Source organism: Halorientalis pallida (genome assembly GCF_004118325.1).
Taxonomy (GTDB): domain Archaea; phylum Halobacteriota; class Halobacteria; order Halobacteriales; family Haloarculaceae; genus Halorientalis; species Halorientalis pallida.
This window is the reverse complement of record NZ_RDFA01000002.1, coordinates 297,611-316,295: the sequence shown is the minus strand read 5'-3', so window position 1 is coordinate 316,295 and position 18,685 is coordinate 297,611. Positions and strand designations below refer to the sequence as shown.

The 18,685-nt window shown below is 66.2% G+C and carries 23 protein-coding genes; 10 read left to right on the top strand and 13 right to left on the bottom strand.

Features of this window, described 5'->3' with window-relative positions; genetic code table 11:
* Window positions 1-9: 9 nt before the first annotated feature.
* The gene (sufU, locus tag EAF64_RS06795) at window positions 10-435 is read right to left on the bottom strand and encodes a Fe-S cluster assembly sulfur transfer protein SufU (RefSeq protein ID WP_129068225.1); all 426 of its coding nucleotides are present in this window, start codon (window positions 433-435) and stop codon (window positions 10-12) included.
* Window positions 436-719: 284 nt separating this feature from the next.
* Between sufU and EAF64_RS06790 the strand changes: the two genes are divergently transcribed.
* The 3 genes from EAF64_RS06790 to EAF64_RS06780 all read left to right on the top strand — a co-directional run bounded on the left by EAF64_RS06790 (window position 720) and on the right by EAF64_RS06780 (window position 2,020).
* Complete coding sequence (locus EAF64_RS06790) at window positions 720-926, top strand: hypothetical protein (protein ID WP_129068224.1); 207 nt, start codon at window positions 720-722, stop codon at window positions 924-926.
* Between the two features lie 64 nt (window positions 927-990).
* Window positions 991-1,689, top strand: a complete 699-nt coding sequence (locus EAF64_RS06785; RefSeq protein ID WP_129068223.1) for an AzlC family ABC transporter permease — start codon at window positions 991-993, stop codon at window positions 1,687-1,689.
* Entirely contained in the window at window positions 1,679-2,020 is a 342-nt protein-coding gene (locus EAF64_RS06780; protein WP_129068222.1) for an AzlD domain-containing protein, read from the top strand. The genes EAF64_RS06785 and EAF64_RS06780 overlap by 11 nt, the downstream gene beginning before the upstream one ends.
* Here the strand turns inward: EAF64_RS06780 and EAF64_RS06775 are convergent, their stop codons facing one another.
* Window positions 2,021-2,545: a hypothetical protein gene (locus EAF64_RS06775; protein WP_129068221.1), complete on the bottom strand. Its 525-nt coding sequence runs from the start codon at window positions 2,543-2,545 to the stop codon at window positions 2,021-2,023.
* Window positions 2,546-2,570: 25 nt separating this feature from the next.
* The gene (locus EAF64_RS06770) at window positions 2,571-3,812 is read right to left on the bottom strand and encodes an aminotransferase class V-fold PLP-dependent enzyme (protein ID WP_129068220.1); all 1,242 of its coding nucleotides are present in this window, start codon (window positions 3,810-3,812) and stop codon (window positions 2,571-2,573) included.
* Between the two features lie 253 nt (window positions 3,813-4,065).
* On the opposite strand from EAF64_RS06770, the gene EAF64_RS06765 reads away from it, so the two are divergent.
* A complete protein-coding gene (locus EAF64_RS06765) occupies window positions 4,066-4,446 on the top strand; it encodes a hypothetical protein (protein WP_129068219.1) in 381 nt (126 codons plus the stop codon).
* 15 nt (window positions 4,447-4,461) lie between these two features.
* Here EAF64_RS06765 and EAF64_RS06760 read toward each other — a convergent pair whose 3' ends face one another.
* The 8 genes from EAF64_RS06760 to EAF64_RS06725 form a co-directional block, all read right to left on the bottom strand.
* Complete coding sequence (locus EAF64_RS06760; protein WP_129068218.1) at window positions 4,462-4,872, bottom strand: acyl-CoA thioesterase; 411 nt, start codon at window positions 4,870-4,872, stop codon at window positions 4,462-4,464.
* A gap of 74 nt (window positions 4,873-4,946) precedes the next feature.
* Window positions 4,947-6,041, bottom strand: a complete 1,095-nt coding sequence (locus EAF64_RS06755; RefSeq protein ID WP_129068217.1) for a mandelate racemase/muconate lactonizing enzyme family protein — start codon at window positions 6,039-6,041, stop codon at window positions 4,947-4,949.
* An 83-nt stretch (window positions 6,042-6,124) separates the two neighbouring features.
* Window positions 6,125-6,415, bottom strand: coding sequence for a DUF424 domain-containing protein (locus EAF64_RS06750; RefSeq protein WP_129068216.1), 291 nt, complete (start codon window positions 6,413-6,415; stop codon window positions 6,125-6,127).
* On the bottom strand, window positions 6,412-7,167 hold the full coding sequence (locus tag EAF64_RS06745; RefSeq protein ID WP_129068215.1) for a tetratricopeptide repeat protein: 756 nt from the start codon (window positions 7,165-7,167) through the stop codon (window positions 6,412-6,414). The genes EAF64_RS06750 and EAF64_RS06745 overlap by 4 nt, the downstream gene beginning before the upstream one ends.
* Before the next feature lie 234 nt (window positions 7,168-7,401).
* Window positions 7,402-8,511, bottom strand: a complete 1,110-nt coding sequence (locus tag EAF64_RS06740) for an agmatinase family protein (RefSeq protein WP_129068214.1) — start codon at window positions 8,509-8,511, stop codon at window positions 7,402-7,404.
* Between the two features lie 236 nt (window positions 8,512-8,747).
* On the bottom strand, window positions 8,748-9,770 hold the full coding sequence (locus EAF64_RS06735) for a phosphate signaling complex PhoU family protein (protein WP_129068579.1): 1,023 nt from the start codon (window positions 9,768-9,770) through the stop codon (window positions 8,748-8,750).
* A gap of 160 nt (window positions 9,771-9,930) precedes the next feature.
* Window positions 9,931-11,496, bottom strand: a complete 1,566-nt coding sequence (locus EAF64_RS06730) for a sodium:solute symporter family protein (protein WP_129068213.1) — start codon at window positions 11,494-11,496, stop codon at window positions 9,931-9,933.
* Between the two features lie 264 nt (window positions 11,497-11,760).
* Window positions 11,761-12,213, bottom strand: coding sequence for a Mov34/MPN/PAD-1 family protein (locus tag EAF64_RS06725; protein ID WP_227738898.1), 453 nt, complete (start codon window positions 12,211-12,213; stop codon window positions 11,761-11,763).
* Between the two features lie 108 nt (window positions 12,214-12,321).
* Between EAF64_RS06725 and thpR the strand changes: the two genes are divergently transcribed.
* Together thpR and EAF64_RS06715 are read left to right on the top strand one after the other, a co-directional pair.
* Window positions 12,322-12,879: an RNA 2',3'-cyclic phosphodiesterase gene (gene thpR / locus EAF64_RS06720; RefSeq protein WP_129068212.1), complete on the top strand. Its 558-nt coding sequence runs from the start codon at window positions 12,322-12,324 to the stop codon at window positions 12,877-12,879.
* Between the two features lie 342 nt (window positions 12,880-13,221).
* Window positions 13,222-13,857, top strand: a complete 636-nt coding sequence (locus EAF64_RS06715) for a hypothetical protein (RefSeq protein WP_129068211.1) — start codon at window positions 13,222-13,224, stop codon at window positions 13,855-13,857.
* Window positions 13,858-14,038: 181 nt separating this feature from the next.
* Here EAF64_RS06715 and EAF64_RS06710 read toward each other — a convergent pair whose 3' ends face one another.
* The gene (locus EAF64_RS06710) at window positions 14,039-14,305 is read right to left on the bottom strand and encodes a hypothetical protein (RefSeq protein WP_129068210.1); all 267 of its coding nucleotides are present in this window, start codon (window positions 14,303-14,305) and stop codon (window positions 14,039-14,041) included.
* 196 nt (window positions 14,306-14,501) lie between these two features.
* On the opposite strand from EAF64_RS06710, the gene EAF64_RS06705 reads away from it, so the two are divergent.
* The 4 genes from EAF64_RS06705 to EAF64_RS06690 all read left to right on the top strand — a co-directional run bounded on the left by EAF64_RS06705 (window position 14,502) and on the right by EAF64_RS06690 (window position 16,548).
* Window positions 14,502-15,311: a ZIP family metal transporter gene (locus tag EAF64_RS06705; protein ID WP_129068209.1), complete on the top strand. Its 810-nt coding sequence runs from the start codon at window positions 14,502-14,504 to the stop codon at window positions 15,309-15,311.
* A gap of 144 nt (window positions 15,312-15,455) precedes the next feature.
* Window positions 15,456-15,608, top strand: coding sequence for a 50S ribosomal protein L39e (locus EAF64_RS06700; RefSeq protein ID WP_077206110.1), 153 nt, complete (start codon window positions 15,456-15,458; stop codon window positions 15,606-15,608).
* Entirely contained in the window at window positions 15,608-15,883 is a 276-nt protein-coding gene (locus EAF64_RS06695) for a 50S ribosomal protein L31e (RefSeq protein WP_129068208.1), read from the top strand. The genes EAF64_RS06700 and EAF64_RS06695 overlap by 1 nt, the downstream gene beginning before the upstream one ends.
* A 2-nt stretch (window positions 15,884-15,885) precedes the next feature.
* Window positions 15,886-16,548: a translation initiation factor IF-6 gene (locus EAF64_RS06690; RefSeq protein WP_129068207.1), complete on the top strand. Its 663-nt coding sequence runs from the start codon at window positions 15,886-15,888 to the stop codon at window positions 16,546-16,548.
* A 5-nt stretch (window positions 16,549-16,553) separates the two neighbouring features.
* Here EAF64_RS06690 and EAF64_RS06685 read toward each other — a convergent pair whose 3' ends face one another.
* Entirely contained in the window at window positions 16,554-18,503 is a 1,950-nt protein-coding gene (locus EAF64_RS06685; protein WP_129068206.1) for a methyl-accepting chemotaxis protein, read from the bottom strand.
* Window positions 18,504-18,685 lie beyond the last annotated feature (182 nt).

Below are 18,685 nucleotides of genomic sequence, written 5' to 3'. Positions count from 1 at the left end.
CTCGCCCGCTCAGTCGTCGTCTTCGGTCGTGGTCTTGTCCACGTCCAGCTCGCCGAAGTAGATGTCCGCACCGTCCTGTGCCACCTTCTCGGCCAGGACGGCGCACTTGATCCGCATCGGTGAGATGTCGACGCCGAGCATGTCGACCACGTCGTCGCGGTCCAGTTCCTGAAGGTCCTCGACCGTCATCCCCTGGAGTTTCTCGGAGAGCATCGACGCCGAGGCCTGCGAGATCGCACAGCCGTCGCCCTGGAAGGTGACGTACTCGATCTCCTCTTCGTCGTCGTCGAGTTTCACCTGCATCTCGATGGTGTCGCCACACATCGGGTTCTCGCCGACGTGCGTGAACGTCGGCTCCTCGAGTTCCCCGTAGTTGCGCGGGCTCTTGTAGTGATCGAGGATCTGCTGCCGGTACATATCTGAGCCGCCGACCATTGTTGGAGACAAATAGACGAGTGCGACGCAAAAGGCTTCCGAGCCACCTTTTTACTGCGTCGGGTGGCGCGCTCTGCGCGCCACCACTCCTTGCAAAAAGCTGGACCAAAAACGGGCGCGAGCGGCTCCGCCGCTCGCGTGAACCGCGCTCACTACGTTCGCGCGGATGCTCGCGTGCTGCCAACCGCCAGCGCAATCAGCACGTCGCCATCCCGCGCTGGCGGTATTGCACGCCGACCCCCGCCAGGTCAACTGTTTTTGCCGCCCCCCTCGTAGCCGACCGCATGGCACTCCAACTCCCGCTGGCCCTGCTGGGTCTGACCGAACTGCTCGCCCCGCGCAAAGTCGTCGACTTCTGGATGGACCTGGCCGTCACCGACGACAGCGAGATCGAACTCCGTCCCTGGGTCTACACCGCCGCCCGCATCGAAGGCATCCTCATCCTCCTGTGGGTCGTCTCGCGACGCGGCGGTGACGACGCGGACGACTGACGCCCGCCGCCTGCCCTCGCTCCGGGATAGTTACGCGTAAACACGCCCAGATACATCCCCAGCCATGAACCGCGCAGACTTCCGTCGTGGCGTTCGCGACGTGGCTCCCCTCCTGCTCGGCGTCGCCCCATTCGGTCTCGTCGCCGGCATCGCGGCCGCGAACGCCGGGCTCGATCTCACACAGGCCGTCGGGATGTCGGTGATCGTCTTCGCCGGTGCCTCCCAGCTGGCCGCGCTCGACCTCATCGGCCGTGATGCACCGCTCTCGGTCGTCGTCCTCACCGCCGTCGTCATCAACCTCCGCATGTTGATGTACTCGGCCTCCATCGCGCCCCACTTCCGGACGTTCGCCGCCCGGGTCAAGGCCGGCCTGGCCTACCTGCTGACCGACCAGGCCTACGCCCTCTCCATCGCCAGCTACCGCGGCGAGCGGTCGGTCGACCGGGTCGCCTACTACCTCGGCGTCGCCGTCACGCTGTGGACCGTCTGGCAACTCACCACTGCCGCCGGTGTCCTCCTCGGCACCGGCGTTCCGGATGCCTGGGGCCTGGAGTTCGCCGTCCCGCTCGTCTTCCTGGCGCTGCTGGTCCCCGCGATGGAGGACGGCCCGACCACCGTCGCGGGCCTCGTGGGCGGTACCGTCGCCGTCGTCGGTGCCGGCCTCCCGCTCAACCTCGGCCTGCTCGTCGGCGCGTCGGTCGGGATCGCCGCCGGCGTCCGCTCCGAACGATCCATGGAGGTGAACGCGACCGATGGCCACTAGCTACGCCGACCCGCTGGTGTGGGGCGTCGTCCTCGTCATCGGCGTCCTGACCTACGCCATCCGCCTCTCCTTTATCGGGCTCTTCGGCTATCTCGACGAGATTCCACCGCGACTCGAACGCCCGCTCCGGTACGTCCCCGCCGCGGTCCTCGCGGCGCTGGTCCTCCCGGCGTTCGTCACGCTCGACGCCAGCGGCCTCGCGGTCGACAAACTCGTCGCCGGTGGCCTCGCCGCCGTCGTCGCCTGGCGCACGGAGAACGTCTTCGCCACTATGGCCGCCGGGATGGGGACGCTCTGGCTGGTCCGGTTCGTCCTCCTCCCGACCGTGTAGTCACTCGGACAGTCGTGACCAGAGACTCGTCTCAGTTCTCGGTTCCTCGTGCGCAGCCTCGTAGTGCTGCCGAACTTCCTCGCGGTCCATTCCGTGTGCCCGGAGCGTCTCGAGGACCTGATCTATCGGGGCCGCCAGCAGGCCGAGGACGGCCGGTGTCGGCCCCTGTACCGTTGGCCCGGTGCGGTGGGGGACCCACTCGCCGTCGGGATCGCCGTCCCGGATCGTCCACGTGGTCAGGTCGAGTCGCCGATCCGCTCCCGATTGTCGCTCGGTCCGGACGTGGTACCCCATGTGCACGACGACGCTGCCGGCCACGCCGGACTCGACCAGCGCGTACAGCGAGACGAGTTCCCAGAGCGAGGTCTCCAGTGCCCACTCCTCGCCGTCCGGGAGCGCGACCCTGACCACGACCCCTTCCCGGTCCTGCAGGAGCGTCTCACGGACGCCGCTGTCGTCCATCCATTCAGGCGTGTAACAATCTGCAGTGGCGCGGACTTCGCCGGCCGCGTAGCGTCCGGGCATGCGTCGGTCTCCCTGCCGCCGGGAGTCAGGCGAACAACTCCCGCGCGTCCGCCAGCGCCTCGACCAGTTTGTCCACTTCCTCCCGCGTGTTGTAGATGTAGAACGACGCGCGTGCGGACGCCGGGGCACCGAGTTTGTCGTGGAGTGGCTGGGTGCAGTGGTCACCGGCCCGGACGGCGACGGCGAACTCGTTGAGGATCTCGGAAGTGTCGTGGGCGTGGACGGCATCGAGGTTGAACGCGACGAGGCCACCGCGGTCGTCTCCGGGCGGGCCGTAGATCTCGATGTCCTCGAACTCCGAGAGCCGGTCGTAGGCGTACTCGGCCAGTTGCTCCTCGTGAGCCTGCACCCGGTCCATCCCGATGTCCTCGAGGTAGTCGATGGCCTCGGCCAGCGCGATCCCCTGGCAGATGTTGGGTGTGCCGGCCTCGAACTTCCAGGGGAGTTCGTTCCAGGTCGACTCCTCGAAGGTGACCTTCCGGATCATGTCCCCGCCGTAGAGGTACGGCTGCATCGCGTCCAGAATCGGCTCTTTCCCGTAGAGGACACCGATTCCAGTCGGCCCACACATCTTGTGCCCCGAGAAGGCGAGGAAGTCGGCGTCGATCTCGCCCACGTCGACCGGGCGGGTGGGAACCGACTGTGCACCGTCGACGAACATGTACGCGTCGTGGTCGTGGGCGAGGTCCGCGAGGTCGGCGACAGGATTGATCGTCCCCAGCGTGTTCGAGATGTGGACGACGCTGACCATCTCGGTGTCGTCGGTGATCAGTTCACGGGCGTGGTCCATGTCGAGGTAGCCCTCGTCGTCGACGCGGACGAACTTCACCGTCGCACCGGTCCGTTTGGCCACCTGTTGCCAGGTGACAAGCGAAGCGTGGTGTTCCATCTCGGTGAGGACGACCTCGTCGCCGGGACCGAGTTCGTTCAGCCCCCAGGCGTAGGCCACGAGATTCATCGACTCGGTGGTGTTCTTGGTGAAGACGATCTCCTCGCGACTCTCCGCGCCGATGAACTCCGCCACGCGGTCGTGGGCCTCCTCGTAGGCGATCGAGGCCTCCTGACTCAACTGGTGGATGCCACGGTGGACGTTCGAGTTGTACGTGCGGTAGTACTCGACGATGGCGTCGACCACCTGGTCGGGTGTCTGACTCGTCGCCGCGTTGTCGAGATAGACCAGCGGTGTCCCGTCGAACTCCCGTTCGAGGATCGGGAAGTCCGCCCGGATATCCTCGACGGCAAGCGGCGCTGATTCAGTGGTTCCCATTACCAGTATGGAGGGGTTCCGGACCCAACACTCCTTCGGTCCGCCCAGCCGTCCCTAGCCGCCGACGGTTACACGAGTCCGCCTGCGACGACGCCAGCCCTTCCGAATCGCGGCCACACCGGCCACCGGTGAGCTACCGAGCACCTCCAGCACGCCGGGCCGGTTACACGTAATAAACAGTCTTAACGTTTCTGTACGTTTCTGCCGCCGAACCGATCCGTACCGCTTAGTCCTCGCTGGCCAACTGTGACGCATGCCGAATTCGATCACACAGAACATCGCGTACGAGGCACGGGACGGTGTCGGCATGTGGATCATCGACGACCTGGCGGCGACGCTCGAATCCGGTGAACTGGACGACGGCGAAGCACACTTCAGAGAACACGCCGGGGACGACGCCATGACCGGGTGCGTCGTGGTCCTCGAAGGGACCGAGTCCGTCGGCAGTGACGTCCTCGAACACGTCAACAAACAGTGGACCGCCCTCGGCGAGGAGACTGGGCTGACCCGGACGGCGTACGTGGCACCCGGAATCGCACGGCTCGCCATCGCCAACAAGAACGAGGCCCGTGAGATGGACGCCAAAGGCTTCACCGACGTGGATACGGCGGTCGAGTGGGCCAGCGAGGCGTAGCGCCGTCGCGGCCAGTCACTCCAGCGCGGACTCGAATTCTCGGATCGATTGCCGCCACTCGTCGGGCAGCGGCGCCGGCGTCCCGTCCTCGCCCATGTGGACCTGCGTGGTCTCGCCGGTCGCGGCGAGCGTGCCAGCCTTCCCGAGTTCGTAGGCCAGCGTCAGGCTCGACTCGCCCATCTCGGCGGCCCGGACGGCGACCTCGACGCCGCTTCCGTCGTAGGTCACCGGCGCGTGGTAGTCCAGTTCGAGGTTGGCCAGCACGAAGTTGCGGGTCCCGAGGTCCTCGTCGTCGAACGCGCGTTCGAGGTACTCGCCCCGCGCTTCCTCCATGTAGGTCGCGAAGACGGCGTTGTTGACGTGATCCCAGGGGTCGATATCGCGGTACCGAATCGGCACCGTCGTCGTAAACGCGAACTCGCTCATCGCCCGAATCGAGTCCGCCCCGACCCCTCTCCCTTACGATCCGGGACGGCCGTGTGAACCGCTGACGCTCCCCGTCACGACAGCAGCGACTCGTCGACCTCGACACCCAGGCCCGGCCCCTCGGGCGGGGTGACCACGCCGTCCTCGTGGTCGACGGTCGCTTCCAGCAGGAAGTCCCGCACGTCGGGCGTCCACGGCGGTTCCATCGGGAACTCACACCACGGGGAATCGTTGGCGACCATGACGTGGAGGTTGGCGACGAACCCGATCCCGTTGGTCCAGGTGTGGGGCACGTATTCGAGGCCGTGCTGGCGGGCCATCGCGGCCACCTCGTCGGCGCGCTTGATCCCCGTCGCCAGCGCGGCGTCCGGTTGCAGGATATCGAGCGACCCCTGTCTCACGAACTCCCGGAAGTGGTGGATGCCGTCGTTGAACTCCCCGCCGGCGATGGGCACGTCCACCGCCTCGCGCAGGCGGGCGTACCCCTCGTAGTCGTGGCGCGGAAGCGGTTCCTCCAGCCAGCGGACGTTCCCGACCTCCTCCAGCCCGCGGGCGAACGCCAGGGCCTCCCGGAACGACCACTGGCGTTCGTCCGCCATCACCCGTACCGCCCACCCCTTGTTCGCGTCGACCATCAGCGGCAGCTCGGGGTAGGCGTCCCGTACTTTCCGGACGATCTCGATGTGGTCGGGCTCGGTCACGCGGAGCTTGACCGCGCCGACGCCGTCCGCGATCACGTCTTCCACGTAGTCGATGCGCTCCGCGGCCGGCACCACTTCGCCCGTCGACGCGTAGACGGGAATCTCGCTCGCCGTGCCCCCGAGCAGTTCGTAGATCGGCTTGCCGGCGTCCTTGCCGATCAGGTCCCACATGGCGATCTCGACGCCCCACGGCCGCGGACCGACGAGGTTGATGCTGTCCAGCTTGCGGAGGATCCCCTCCACGTCGTGGGGATCCTCGCCCAGCAGGAAGTAGGAGAGCGGTTCCGAGAAGTCCATCCCGCCGGCGAAACTCGGCATCGCGCCGTAGCCAGTCAGCCCGGTGTCGGTCTCGATCTCGAACAACTCGACTTCGTGAGTCCCCTGCGGGTAGCCGGGAATCCACGTCGGTTCGAAACTCCCCGCTGCCTGGTGTTCCAGGTGGTACTGATCGACGCCAGTGATCTGCATACGAGGTGGGCCACTCGGGAACTGTAAAAGCGTTCAGTCGGAGCGGTGGGGGACCCGAAGTGGGGTGTGGACGGAACCGGTGCTCACATCCGCAGCAACTGGGCGTGGCGCGTGTCCTCGATGTCGAGGACGTTGGCCTCCTCGACGAAGCCGTGTTCGATGGCGACTTCCACCGATCGCGTCCCGACGATGTTGGCGACGGCACAGCGGGCGAGGCTCTCGACCACGGCGTCCTCGTCGACTTCCTCGCCGTCGTAGAAGTCGGTCTCGACGGTGAGCGAGACCTGGCCGTTCTCGAAGGTCTCCCCGAGGACGTCGGGGTCACAGACCGACACGAGCAGGCCCTCGTCGGTTTCGCGCTCGTTGAGGATCATTCGAGTTGCTGTTGTTGTTGCTGGTCGACGAGGTCGGCTTCGGCGTCTTCACGCATCTCCTCGGCCTCTTCGGCGATCTCTTCGGCCCTGTCGAACTCGCCCATCTCTTCGAGTGCGCGGGCTTTCTCCTCCAGGATCATTGTGTTGCGGTGGCCCAGCCGGATCGCGTTGTCGAAGGCGTTCAGCGCGTCCTCGGCGAGGCCCCGCTCCAGCAGGAAGAAGCCGCGGTTGTACCAGGCTTCGGCGAAGCGCTCGTCGATCTCGACGGCGCGTTCGGCGTGTTCCAGGGCCTCTTCGGTGCGGCCGAACTCCCAGAGCGCGTACGCGAGGTTCGTCTCGGCGGTCGCGGCGTGTTCGCTCGACCCGTCGACGTCGATGGCCTCCTGGTACGCGCCGATGGCCATGTCGTACTCTTCGAGTTCGGCGTGGGCCGCGCCCTTGTTGACCCAGGCCTCCTGTTCGATGCGGTCGTCCTCGGCGAACTGTGCGACCCGCTCGAAGGCGTCGGCGGCCTGCTCGAAGCGGTTGATCTGCATGTAGGATAGCGCCACGTCGAGCAACTCCTCGGCGTCGACTTGCTCGCTCGCGAGGTTGCGCTCGTCGAGCATGTCCGTGAGCGCCCGGGAGTCGATGGGGTCGACCTTGTCCGGGTCCACGTCGAGTTCCGGGGGGTCGAGGTCGAACTCGTCGTAGGGGTCCTCGAACCCCTGCCCCTCCGAGAACTCGTAGTCGTCGGGCTCTCTGTCTGTCATACCGACCGGTTGGACGGGCACGCGGTTAAGAGCTACGTCCACGGGACAGGCGCGAAAATACGGTGTTCGATCTGCCTGCTCGCGGCTCGCCCGCTCGCTCGTTCGGTGGCCTCCCTGCAGTCGGCACCTGGCTCACGGCTCGTCTCTCTCACGCACTCCGTCCGTTCGAGCCGAGGTCGAAGACCTCGCGCCCGCCGTTCGCCAGTTCGGCGAGACTCACTCCGCTCGTCTCGCCTAGTCGTCCGCCGGCGCTTCCGTCTCCTCGGTCGGCCCGAGCGGTTCCTTTGGCTTGATCGGGTCGCCCGACTCCAGCCCCTGGTCGGCCAGCGCCATGCTGCCCAGCACCTCGATGATGAGGCGGTTGGCCAGCCCCGAGGTGACCCCGCCGTTGTAGGAGTTGCTGTCGCTGGTGTCGTAGGCCGGCGAGACCTCGACGATGTCGAACCCGAAGTCGTCGGGGTCCAGCGCCTTGACGACCTCCCGGATCATGTAGATGGCCTCGCGGGGGATCAGCCCGCCGGGCTCGGGTTCGCCCGTGCCGGGTGCGTAGGCGGGCTCCATCACGTCCACGTCGAAGGAGACCCACACGGCGTCGGTGCCGTCCTGTGCGCGCTGGACGGCGTCGGTCACGATGTCGTCGAGGTCCATGTTGCCGACCTCCATCGCGGTGTACCACTTCATGCCGGCCTCGCGCATCTCCTCGTAGGTGTCGGGGCCGGGCCAGAACCCGCGCGGGCCGATCAGCGTGTAGTTCTCGCCGGCCATCAGGTCGTCGTCGAACACGCGCTTGACCCACGCGCCGTGGTCGTACTCGAAGCCGGTCAGCCCCTCGTCACCGGTGTCGGCGTGACAGTCGAAGTGGATCAGCCCGACGTCGTCGTAGCCGTTGGCCTCGGCCCAGCCTTTGATGTCCGGGTAGCTGATGGAGTGGTCGCCGCCGATGACGATGGGCGTCGCCTGCTCGCTGATCTCGTAGACGGCGTCCTCGATGTTCAGCTGGCTCTGACGGGTGTCTCCCGGCGAGACCGCCGCGTCGCCCGTGTCCGCCACGCTGAACTGATCGAAGGGGTCGACGCCCGTCTCGATGTTGAAGTGCTGGTACGGCGGCGAGGGAACCGTGGAGGCGGCCCGCACCGCGCGGGGGCCGTACCGGGTGCCCGGCCGGATCGTCGTCGCCGTGTCCAGCGGGGCACCGACGATCCCCACGTCCACGTCCTCGTCCTCGAGGTTCTCGCGGTCCACCTCGGGGAGTTTGAGGAAGGTGGGGATGCCCGAGAAGATGGGTTCGTTCGCCTCGTCGTACGCCTCGCCGTAGATGTCGCGGCCTGATCTGTCGTCGGTCATGGTTTGTGTATCTGAGTGCTCGAAAGCGAATCGCGTGTCGCGTTTTCGTCGACGTTTCTGTGTGATCGGCCAGTATTCAAAAGCGTTCCCTGAGACGTGTAATACCGTCCCCCATGTACCGCTGGGTCCAGTGGTTGTCACTGGGTCCTAAAGGTCCTAGAGGTAGCCGTCGCTGGCGGGGTGTGTGGCGGCGAAGCGAGCGGTGGAGAATCGTGCCGCGGGGGTGCGCCGAGCAGTCACTCGGCGGTGACCAGGTCGGGGTCCTCGCGGAAGGCGAGATGGGTCGCGACGGCGAGGGTGTCCCGGGTGTGGCGGGCGCTCCGTTCGAGCATGTCGACGGCCCGCTGGAGGACGAGCAGCGGTTCGGGCCGACGGTCCCGGAGGTAGGCGTTGACTTCGGCCACGTGGTCGTCGACGCGTCCCAGTGCCGTCCGGGCTTCGCAGGTCGTGCCGTAGTCCGGCGTGACGACCGCGGTCCGAGTAGCCTCGGCGGCTGTGTCGAGGGCGTCGGCGAGCGCGTCGGCGTGGGCGGCGGTCTCCTCGTCGACTGCCGACACGTCGTGGTCGCGGACCAGCGCGGCGATCTCGGTGGCGGCGTCGGCCATCAGCACGATGTCCTGGACCGCCGACCGGTAGCCGATCAGGGGAAAGCCCGTGTCGAGGCCGACCGCCCGGTTCAGCCGCGGGTTGCGGTAGGTCGCGAAGACGATCCGGAGGAACAGGTAGAACAGTTTCCGGACCTGTGACTGCCGGTCGATCGCCCGTTCGGCTGCCGCGCCGTCGCCGTCCTTCAGAGCGGTCAGGGCGTCACGGCGCATCGTGGCCTCCGTCCGGTACAGCCGGCCAAGCAGAGTGCCGAGCTCGAAGTCCGTCGGCGCGATGGAACACCGGACCGTGATCTCCGTCTCGCGTTCCTCGACGATGCCCAGCCCCATGAGCCGGCGCTCGGCGCTGAGGACGGCGTCACGCTGTGGCCCGGTGAGGGGATCGGCTCCGGCGATGCTGATGAGTTGCCGGCCGAGGACGTACTGGGTCTCGATCGCCCGTTCCAGCGCGTCGGCGCCCAGCGAATCCGCGTCGATCGTCGCTTCCTCGTCGGCGATAGTCGGGTCCTCGGGGACCAGCAACAGCGACCCACCGCTCTCGTCGCGCTGCATGATGAGTTCGTCCCCTTTCTCGATCCCGTGGTGGCGAACCCAGTCGGCCGGCACCGTCACACCGAGTGTCGACGAGCCCAACTGCTGGACCTTCCGCTTCATCCGAATGGGGTCCCGGTTCACACCCACTCACTCCGTCGTCGAACGGACAGACTCGGTCGATGATCGTCCATCTATTCTCGATTTCGTGTTTTGGTCCGCGGCATAAGCGATTACTGGTTAAGGAAAGCATACCAAAAAGGCAAATCAGTCGACGAACGTGTTATTCGTCACTGTCGTCGCCGCCGGCGACGATGGTCCGGTGGCCCTCCTCGTCGAGCGACCGGCTCCCGTAGCTATCGCGGGTGGCGTAGCCGACGGTGACGAACACGACGAGGCCCACGGCGGCGGCGATGAACGTCGGCAGACCGTCGAACGACGCGGTGAAGATGTCGTTGGGGATGTACAGTAGCGTGTTCTCGTAGGCGTAGGTCGTCGGGACGAGGACGAAAAGCACCAGGCGGGTGACCGACCCGGCGACCATCGAAGAGAGTGCGGCGGGCGTGTTCGACAGACTCGGCCAGTAGAGGCCGAACACGAGCGGCACCAGCGCTCCGGCGAGCATGATGTCGAACGCCAGCACGAGCAACATCCCGGTCGCGGAGACGCGCAGCGCGAAGAAGATCCCTAGCAACGTGATCGGGACGGCCATCAGCCGCGTCACTTTCAGCAGTTTGTCGCTCTCGCCGCTGAAGAACCCGCTGGAGCCGCCATCGGTCGCCGTCGCGGCACCCGAACTGCGTTCCTCGTCGATCCGGATACCGACGATGTTGCGGGCCATCACCGAGGAGGTGCCCAGGATGGCACCGTCACTGGTCGAGAACGAGGCGGCGACGATGCCCGCGATGACGACGGCCGCGAGCCACGGCGGGACGGCGTTCTGCAGGAGGACGTACAGCACTGCCTGACTCCCGGGTTCGATCCCCAGACTCGCGAGGATCGAACTCGAGGACAGCGCGACGATGGAGAAGGGGATGCCGATGATCAGCGTGCCGGCCGCGCCGATGAAACAGGCCCGCTGAGCCGTCTCGGGGCTGTCGGCGGCGAATACCCGTTCCATGAAGTCGATTGCGACGATGTCACCCAGCCCCAGCGCGACGATGGTCGCGAGGTTGATGTACGCGCCCTGGCTCGGGTCGGTGAGTTGCCCCAGTGCCATCGGCCCCATCCCGTCGGGGATGGTGATGCCGTACTGGGTCGCGACGAAGACGATCAGGCCGATGGAGCCGAAGAAGGCCACGAACGCCTGGATCACGTCGGTGTACGCGACCGCGAACAGGCCGCCCGCGATGGTGTAGGCGAACACGATGGCGGCGATCAACACGACGCCGACGGCGTAGCTGGTGCCGACGAACGTCTGGAAGAGGTACCCGCCGGCCACGAGGTTCCCGGCCAGCAGGAAGGCGTAACTGATGACCATGATGAAACTCGCCATCATCTCGACGGTGCGGCCGTACTTTCGCCGGAAGAAGTCCGGTAACGTCGTGAGGTTCATCCGGTTCATCGGCTTGGCGAAAAAGAGGCCGGTGATGAACAGACACAGTGCCAGTCCGATGGGCAGTGCCGCGCCGGCCCAGAACCCGGCGGCGGCCACCAGGTCGGTGTTCCCCAGCGTCGCGTTCGCGTCCAGCGACTGGGCCATCAACGTCGCCGCCGCCAGCGGGAGAATCAACCCCCGGCCCGCGACGATGTAGTTGATGCTGTCGCCCTCGATCTTCCGGGAGACGTACAGTCCGACCGCCAGCATCACCGCGATGGCCCCGCCGACCCCGTAGAGGATGACGCTCATGCGATCACCCCCCGTCTCACGGTGCCCGTTTCGTCACCGAATCCCGTTCGAAATCGAATTGCTCCAATCGTACCGCCGAAGTGCGCCACGTTTAGGCTCATTTTCGCTACAAAACTTAGGGTCTGATCACAACTGAAAGGCTTTCCCATATGATTGTATATCGAATCCCGTACTGATGCAACGACTCCCGTCGTCCAGTGTGAATAGCTGGACGTACGAACAGATAGGGTGGGTGCTGTCCCGACAGGAGAAATATAAGGTGTGTTAGGCCAGTCGCGGGAGCGGATGCCACTCGCCAGGTCCGGCTTCGGCGCGGCCGACGGGGAGTTCCCGCCAGCGGAGCAGGCCCCGCTGGAACAACCGGTAACTGTGGGGGTCGCCGCGGGGAGCGAACACGACGAGGGCGTACCGTTCGGGGATCTTCCGGCGGTCGACGTCGGTCAGGCCCGAGGGGGTCGACGCCGACGTGTGGGAGTGATAGCAGATTCTGGGTTGGGGCGGTGCGCGTTCGTCCACGGTCGCGACGAACCGCCGTTCGGGCGTGGCCGCCTCGTTCGGCAGGGGGACGTGTTCGGTCGCGTGGAGGCACCCGCCGCGGCGCTCACAGGCCAGGAACCCGCCGGCCTCGCGCGGGTGTTCGGCCGCGACGTGGTCGTCGACGGCGCGAACGAGACCCTGTGGGATCGTCACGCGTCTGATACGGGTGAGCGCTACCACGAAGTCGTCCTCGCCTCCACTTGGCGCGGGTCACTTAGGACGATTTCGTTCGTGTCACGCGCCGAGTCGGGCCCGAACGTTCAACTCGCCGTCGCCACTGAATCCCGTATGGGCAAGCGACTGTTCGTCAGCGTCGACCTCGACGGCCTCGGCGACGCCGTCGCGGACGTCCAGAATCCGTTCGCGGACGCCTCGGGGCTGAACTTCACCGATCCGGCACAGGCACACGTCACCCTCTTCTTCCTCGGCGATACCGACCCCGACCGCCTCGACGACGTTACGGCCGCACTGGACGCCGCCGTCGCCGAGGCGGACGTCGACCCCTTCACCGCCGCGTTCGGGGGCCTCGGCGTGTTCCCCTCGCTGGAGTACATCAGCGTCGTCTGGATCGGCCTCGAGTCCGGCGGTGACCGGTTGACGGCACTCCACGAGGCGGTCGCGCCGCGCCTGATCGAACTGGGCTTCGAACCGCCGGACCACGAGTTCACACCCCACGTCACGCTCGCCCGTATGGAACACGCCGGCGGGAAAGAACTGGTTCAGAAAGCCGTCCGCGAACGCGATCCGACCACCGGCCGCCTCCGGGTCGAGGAAATCCGCCTCACGGAGAGCGTCCTCACCGACACGGGACCCGAGTACGAGACGGTCGACCGGTTCGCGCTGTGACGCCACACGTGCGGCCAGTGCTCCCACATCTCGAAATATAAAGAATACGTCAGAAACGACGTGTGTGTAGATATCTTATCATTCGGACGTTAGACCAACTGTCTAGCTATCGGAGGATATAATGGCCGGGGAAAGAATTTATACGTACTCTCCTGGCCTCAAGACGATGCTCAGTAGGCGAACAGAAGTCCCCACCGTTGCTCGCGGCGTCGTCCGCCGCGATCACACCCGACGACTGGCCGCATTCGGGCAACTACAGTTGGAATCTGACAATATATTTCTATCTGACACAAACCGTCGAACGACCGGCGGCAGAGCCGCCCGTCAGGGGTGGCTGTAGCCATGGTCGACGACGACGCTGCGGACGTGGGGCTCGGCCGACGGGACTACCTCAAGGCCGCGGGGCTGGCGACGCTGGGGGCCGCCGGGACGGCCGGGTGCGTCGGCGACGACGACGACGCGCCCGAACGGCCGCGGAAACAGCGGTTCGGGTACGGCGGCGTTCCCGTCGGGGCCGGATCGGTCGTCGCCGTCGGTGCTGCGACGGCCGAGCAGGAACCTAACGACGTCCGCATCGACGCGACGCTGGTGGCGAAAAACACCGCCGTGACGGGGACGCTGGCGGCCGGCGAAGTCGACTGGTACGCCGTTGGCGTGACCGCCGACGAACCGTTGACCGTCGAGTACGCGACCGCGGACGAGACGGGCGTCTCCCTCGTCGCGATCTACGACGACGGTGGGAACTTCCTGGATCAGGTCTACGCCAGTTCGGCGACGCCCGTGGAACTCGCCGAGACCGCCGCGACCGACGGCACCTACTACGTTCAGGTTGTCGACATCGAGGACGGTGGCGGGTCCTACACCGTGACGATCAACTCGCCGATAGCCTCGACCACAGAGACGCCGACGACCACCACCCCGTCCGATTCGTACGGGACACAGGGATACGGCGAGTACGGCTACGGCGGAACGGTCTGACGCCGTACTCCGGCCCACTCGTGCCGGCTCCACCTTCGGGCGGCGACGAACCCACAGCTGTACGATTTTCGACGCTACACGTGCCCACGGCTACCGAATCCAGAACGAGAGAAGATGCAGGAACGCCAGTGTGCCACCCCTGAGTGGCTGCCGCCGTGACGCCGTCGCGCCGGTAAGTCGATCAGTCCGCGCCGAATCCCAGCGCGGGGCCACCCGGCAGCAGTCGCGTGAGCGAACACGTTCCGTCCTCGGTCGGCGTCAGCTCCAGCCGCGCCGTCGCGCCCGGCGAGAGCGTCTTCGCGCGCTCCCGGAGCAGTTCGTCGGCGTAGTCGACCACCTCGACCGTCTCGCCGGTCGTCGGCTTCGTGACCGTCATGGTGCCGCGTTCGTCCATCGCCGATACGATAGTGACCGTTTCTCCACTCCCAGTCGCCTTCGTCGTTGACATCGAGTAGTGAAATGCGAAATCAGAATATAAACGTTGGGTATTAGGCGATGGAAACGCGTGCATGTCTACCGAATACTCGAAAGCCCCTACGAGTGTATAAGGATCACCCCGACACGCGCTCCGTCACCCGTTTAGGTCGGCCAAAAACAATCAGCTTCGTGATAATTCTTAAGCCGTCGACGTTCGAAGCTAGCGTATGGGACCGCTCGCGAATCTGACGCTGGTGTTCGTCGCGGGGCTGGTGACGGCCCTGGCCACGGGGCTGGGTGCGCTCCCGTTCTTTTTCATCTCGGAGGTGAGCGACCGGTTGCAGGTCGGCCTCTGGGGGCTGGCTTCCGGCATCATGATTTCGGCGTCGACGTTCGGGCTGATCCTCGAAGGGATGGCCGAAGCCGACGGGCAGAGCGACTACCTGCTGATCGTCGCCGGGCTGGCGGCGGGTGTCGCGCTCGTCGTGGTCGCCAACCGGGTCATCTCCGATCACCATTTCGACCCCAAGCAGTACGAGGAGGCGGACTTCCAGAAACTCGTGTTGATCCTGGGCATTCTGACGGTCCACAGCTTCCCCGAAGGCGTCGCCGTCGGCGTCTCCTTCGCGGAGTTGAACCTCGAAGGCGGGTTCGCGTTCGGCCCCTTCGTCGTTCCGCTGTTGGCTGTGTTCATGACCGTCGCTATCTCCATCCACAACGTTCCGGAGGGGCTGGCGATCTCCATCCCGCTCCGGTCGATGGACGTGCCCAACTGGAAGATGGTCTGGTGGGCGGTCTTCTCCAGTCTCCCCCAGCCCATCGGCGCAGTGCTGGCCTTCTACTTCGTGCGGATTGCCCGGGAGTTCCTGCCGGCCGGGTTCGGCTTCGCCGCGGGCGCGATGATCTATCTCGTCCTCTCGGAGTTCGTTCCCGAGGCTCTGGAGATGGGGAGCGGACTTCCGGGCCGTGGCTACCGGGAACTGGTCTCCGGCCTCGTTCTCGGGTTCGCCGTGATGGTGCCGCTGGCGTTTCTGTAAGCATCCGCGGCGAACGTAGTGAGCCGCGGTTCACGCGACCGAGCGAAGCGAGGGCGCGCCCTTTTCCCCCACGTTTTTCCGCCTCGGGTGGGTGCGGTGCGAAAGAACACAAATTTAAGCGGCGGCGGGGTAGAAGCGGGCACTATGGGTAAGAAGTCGAAGGCCAAGAAAAAGCGCCTCGCAAAGAAGGACCGTCAGAACAGCCGAATTCCGGCGTGGGTCATGCTCAAGACCGACCGCGAGGTCCAGCGCAACCCCCAGCGTCGTAGCTGGCGTAACAGCGACACCGACGAATAATGAGCGCGAGTGATTTCGAGGAGCGGGTCATCACCGTCCCGCTCCGAGACCTGAACGCGGAACCGAAACACGAACGCGCCGGCAAAGCGATGACGCTGATCCGCGAACACCTCGCCCAGCACTTCAGCGTCGAGGGTGACGCGGTTCGGCTGGACCCCTCGATCAACGAAGAGATCTGGGACCGCGGTCAGAAAAAGCCCCCGAGCAAGCTACGAGTGCGGGCCGCCCGCTTCGAGGAAGAGGGCGAGGCCGTCGTCGAAGCAGAGACGGCATAGCTTTGCTCCGCGCGGCCTTCGCCGGTTCGGCGTACGTCGGCGTCTTCGCCCGGGCCACCGACGACTGTCTGCTGGTCCGTCCCGACGTCGACGACGACCTCCGCGATGATCTCGCCGACGAACTCGCGGTCCCGGCCGTCCCGACGACGGTCGGCGGTTCGGGCACCGTCGGTGCGCTGGCGACCGGCAACGAGAACGGCCTGCTGGTCAGCGGCCGCGCTACCGACCGCGAACACGAGACTATCGAAGACGTCGTCTCCCTCTCGGTCACGGAACTCCCGGGCCGGATCACCGCCGCCGGTAACGTCGTCCTGGCCAACGACGCCGGCGCGTACGTCCACCCGGACCTCTCCCGTGAGGCCGTCCAGACCGTCAAAGACGCGCTGGACGTGCCCGTCGAACGCGGCACGCTGGCGGGCGTCCGGACGGTGGGGACCGCCGCCGTCGCCACGAACCGCGGCGTCCTCTGTCACCCCAAGACCACCGACGAGGAACTGGACTTCCTCGAGGACTTGCTCGACGTGCCCGCCGACATCGGGACGATCAACTACGGCGGCCCGCTCGTCGGGTCGGGCCTGCTCGCCAACGAGAACGGTTACGTCGTCGGCGAGGACACCACGGGCCCGGAACTGGGCCGGATCGAGGACGCGCTGGGATACATCTGACTCGCTCAGAACCGCTGTTTTTCGACGCTCTCGCGGATCTCGCGGGCCCGTTCCATCTGTTCGCGGTTGGCCGTGGCGATGGTCTCGATGTCGGCCGCGATCTCGTCGGCCTGATCGACGGCTTCGTCGATCATGCTGGCGACCTCCTCGGTCGAGGCGGCCTGGTCGTCGGTGGCGTCGGCCACCTCCTGGATCCCCTGTGAGGCCTCGCTGATCGCCTGGACGATGTCTTCTAGCCGAGCCATCGCGTCCTCGACCTGGCCGTTCACTTCGCTGATCCGCTCGGTCGTCGACGTCAGGTTCGCGACCGTCTCGTCGGTGTCGGCCTGGATCCCGTCGATGAGCTGTTCGATCTCCGCGGCGTTTTGCTGGGACTCCTCGGCCAGCTGTTTCACCTCGTCGGCGACGACGGCGAACCCTTCGCCCGCTTCACCGGCGCGGGCGGCCTCGATGGAGGCGTTCAGCGCCAGGATGTTCGTCTGGTCGGCGATGTCGTTGATGACTTCGACGATATCGTTGATCTCGGTGATCCGGTCCTGGAGGTGGTCGACGTCGTCGGCGACGTCGTCGGCCGAGTCTTCGACCTCCTCCAGTAAGGAGACGGCCTCCTGGGCCGACGCCTGCCCCTCGCGGGCGATCTCCTCGGCCTCGGAACTCGTGGCGTCGACCTGCGAGGCGCTGGCGGCGACCTCTTCGACGCTGGCCGAGAGGTTCGAGATCTCGCTCGCCAGTTGCGTCATCGTCTCGCTCTGGTCGGCGGCAGCGGTCGTGATGTCGGTCGACCGGTCGGTCACCGTCTCGGCCTCCTCGCGGAGCTCCTCGACGTCGTTGGCGACGCTGCCGGCCAGCGACTGGAACTGCTCGGCCATATCGTTGAGCGCGTCGACGACCGACAGTAGTTCCCCGTCGACGACACCCTCGTGTTCGAAGGCGGCGCGAGCGTCGTAGTCGCCGCCCTGAATCGCCTCGATGGTCGACTGCAGTTCGACCAGCAGGTCGGTCGTCCGCTCGCGCCGAACGGTATCGGCCGTCCGATCCTGGACCATCTCCACGACGCCCACGAGGTCGCCGTCGCCGGACTGCGTCCGGCTGTCAGAGGGACCCTGTCCCTCGCTGTCCTCGTACAGCGGCGCGGCGCTGAACGAGATGTGTCGCTCCGCACCGTCCGCGTCGGTCATCGTACTCCGGTCGCGGTACAGCGGGAACTCGTAGTCGTCGACCCGGGGCACGTCGTAGACTTCGTCGGCCGACTCGGGCGCGTCGAGGACCTTGTCCGCGAGGGTCTTGGCCCGCCGGCCGTCGTGGTAGAACGCCTCGCTCGCCATGTCGGCCTCGTAGGCTTCTCGGGCGGGGACGCCGGTCAACTCCTCGGCCCCGCGGTTCCAGACGACCACGTCGCCCGTCTCGTCCAGCACGAACAGACAGGTCCCGACGTGATCGAACAGTTCCCGCGCGGCCAGCGGGACCGGCGGTTCCGCCGCGGCGTCCGAACCCGTCGTCCCTGTCTCCGCGTCGAGGCTCGCCTCGCCGTCGGCCGGTGTGGTCCCGCCGTCGGCCGCGGTCACCGGTCCGGCCACGTCGACGCCCGTCTCGAGCGATTCGAACAAGCCGTCCAGTGTGTCCGACAGCGACGCTTCCACGCGGTCGATGGCCGCCTCGTCCTCCAGCTCGGCTCTGAGTTCCGCGAACGCCGCCGTCACCGCCGTGTCGACCGCGACACTGTGATCCGCGACGACGTCGCCGGTCGCTGCGGCGTCGTAGGCGTCCGCGAGTTCCGCCGGGTCCGCCTCGGACGGTGCGGCCAACACACCGCCGAGATCCGATCCCGTCGTCGACTCCTGTGCGAGTCGATCCGACAGTGTCGACACGTACCGCTGCCGAAACGTGGACCCGTCGCCCGTCGACCCAGTGAGGTCGGTACGACCGAGCAATCGCCGCAACCTATCACCTGACATGAATCAAGTATCGAATATCCGCTCTTCTTCTCCTTATGAATGGCGAGCCAGTTATCACTCAGAATAACTGTGGTCGTGATGTCACAATATCGGGATGTCAGCAGTCGGGGACCGGGGCCGACGTCCGGCGTCGAGAGCCTGCGAGATTCTGTGAACGTTTTATATCTCGCCTCGTATGCGAC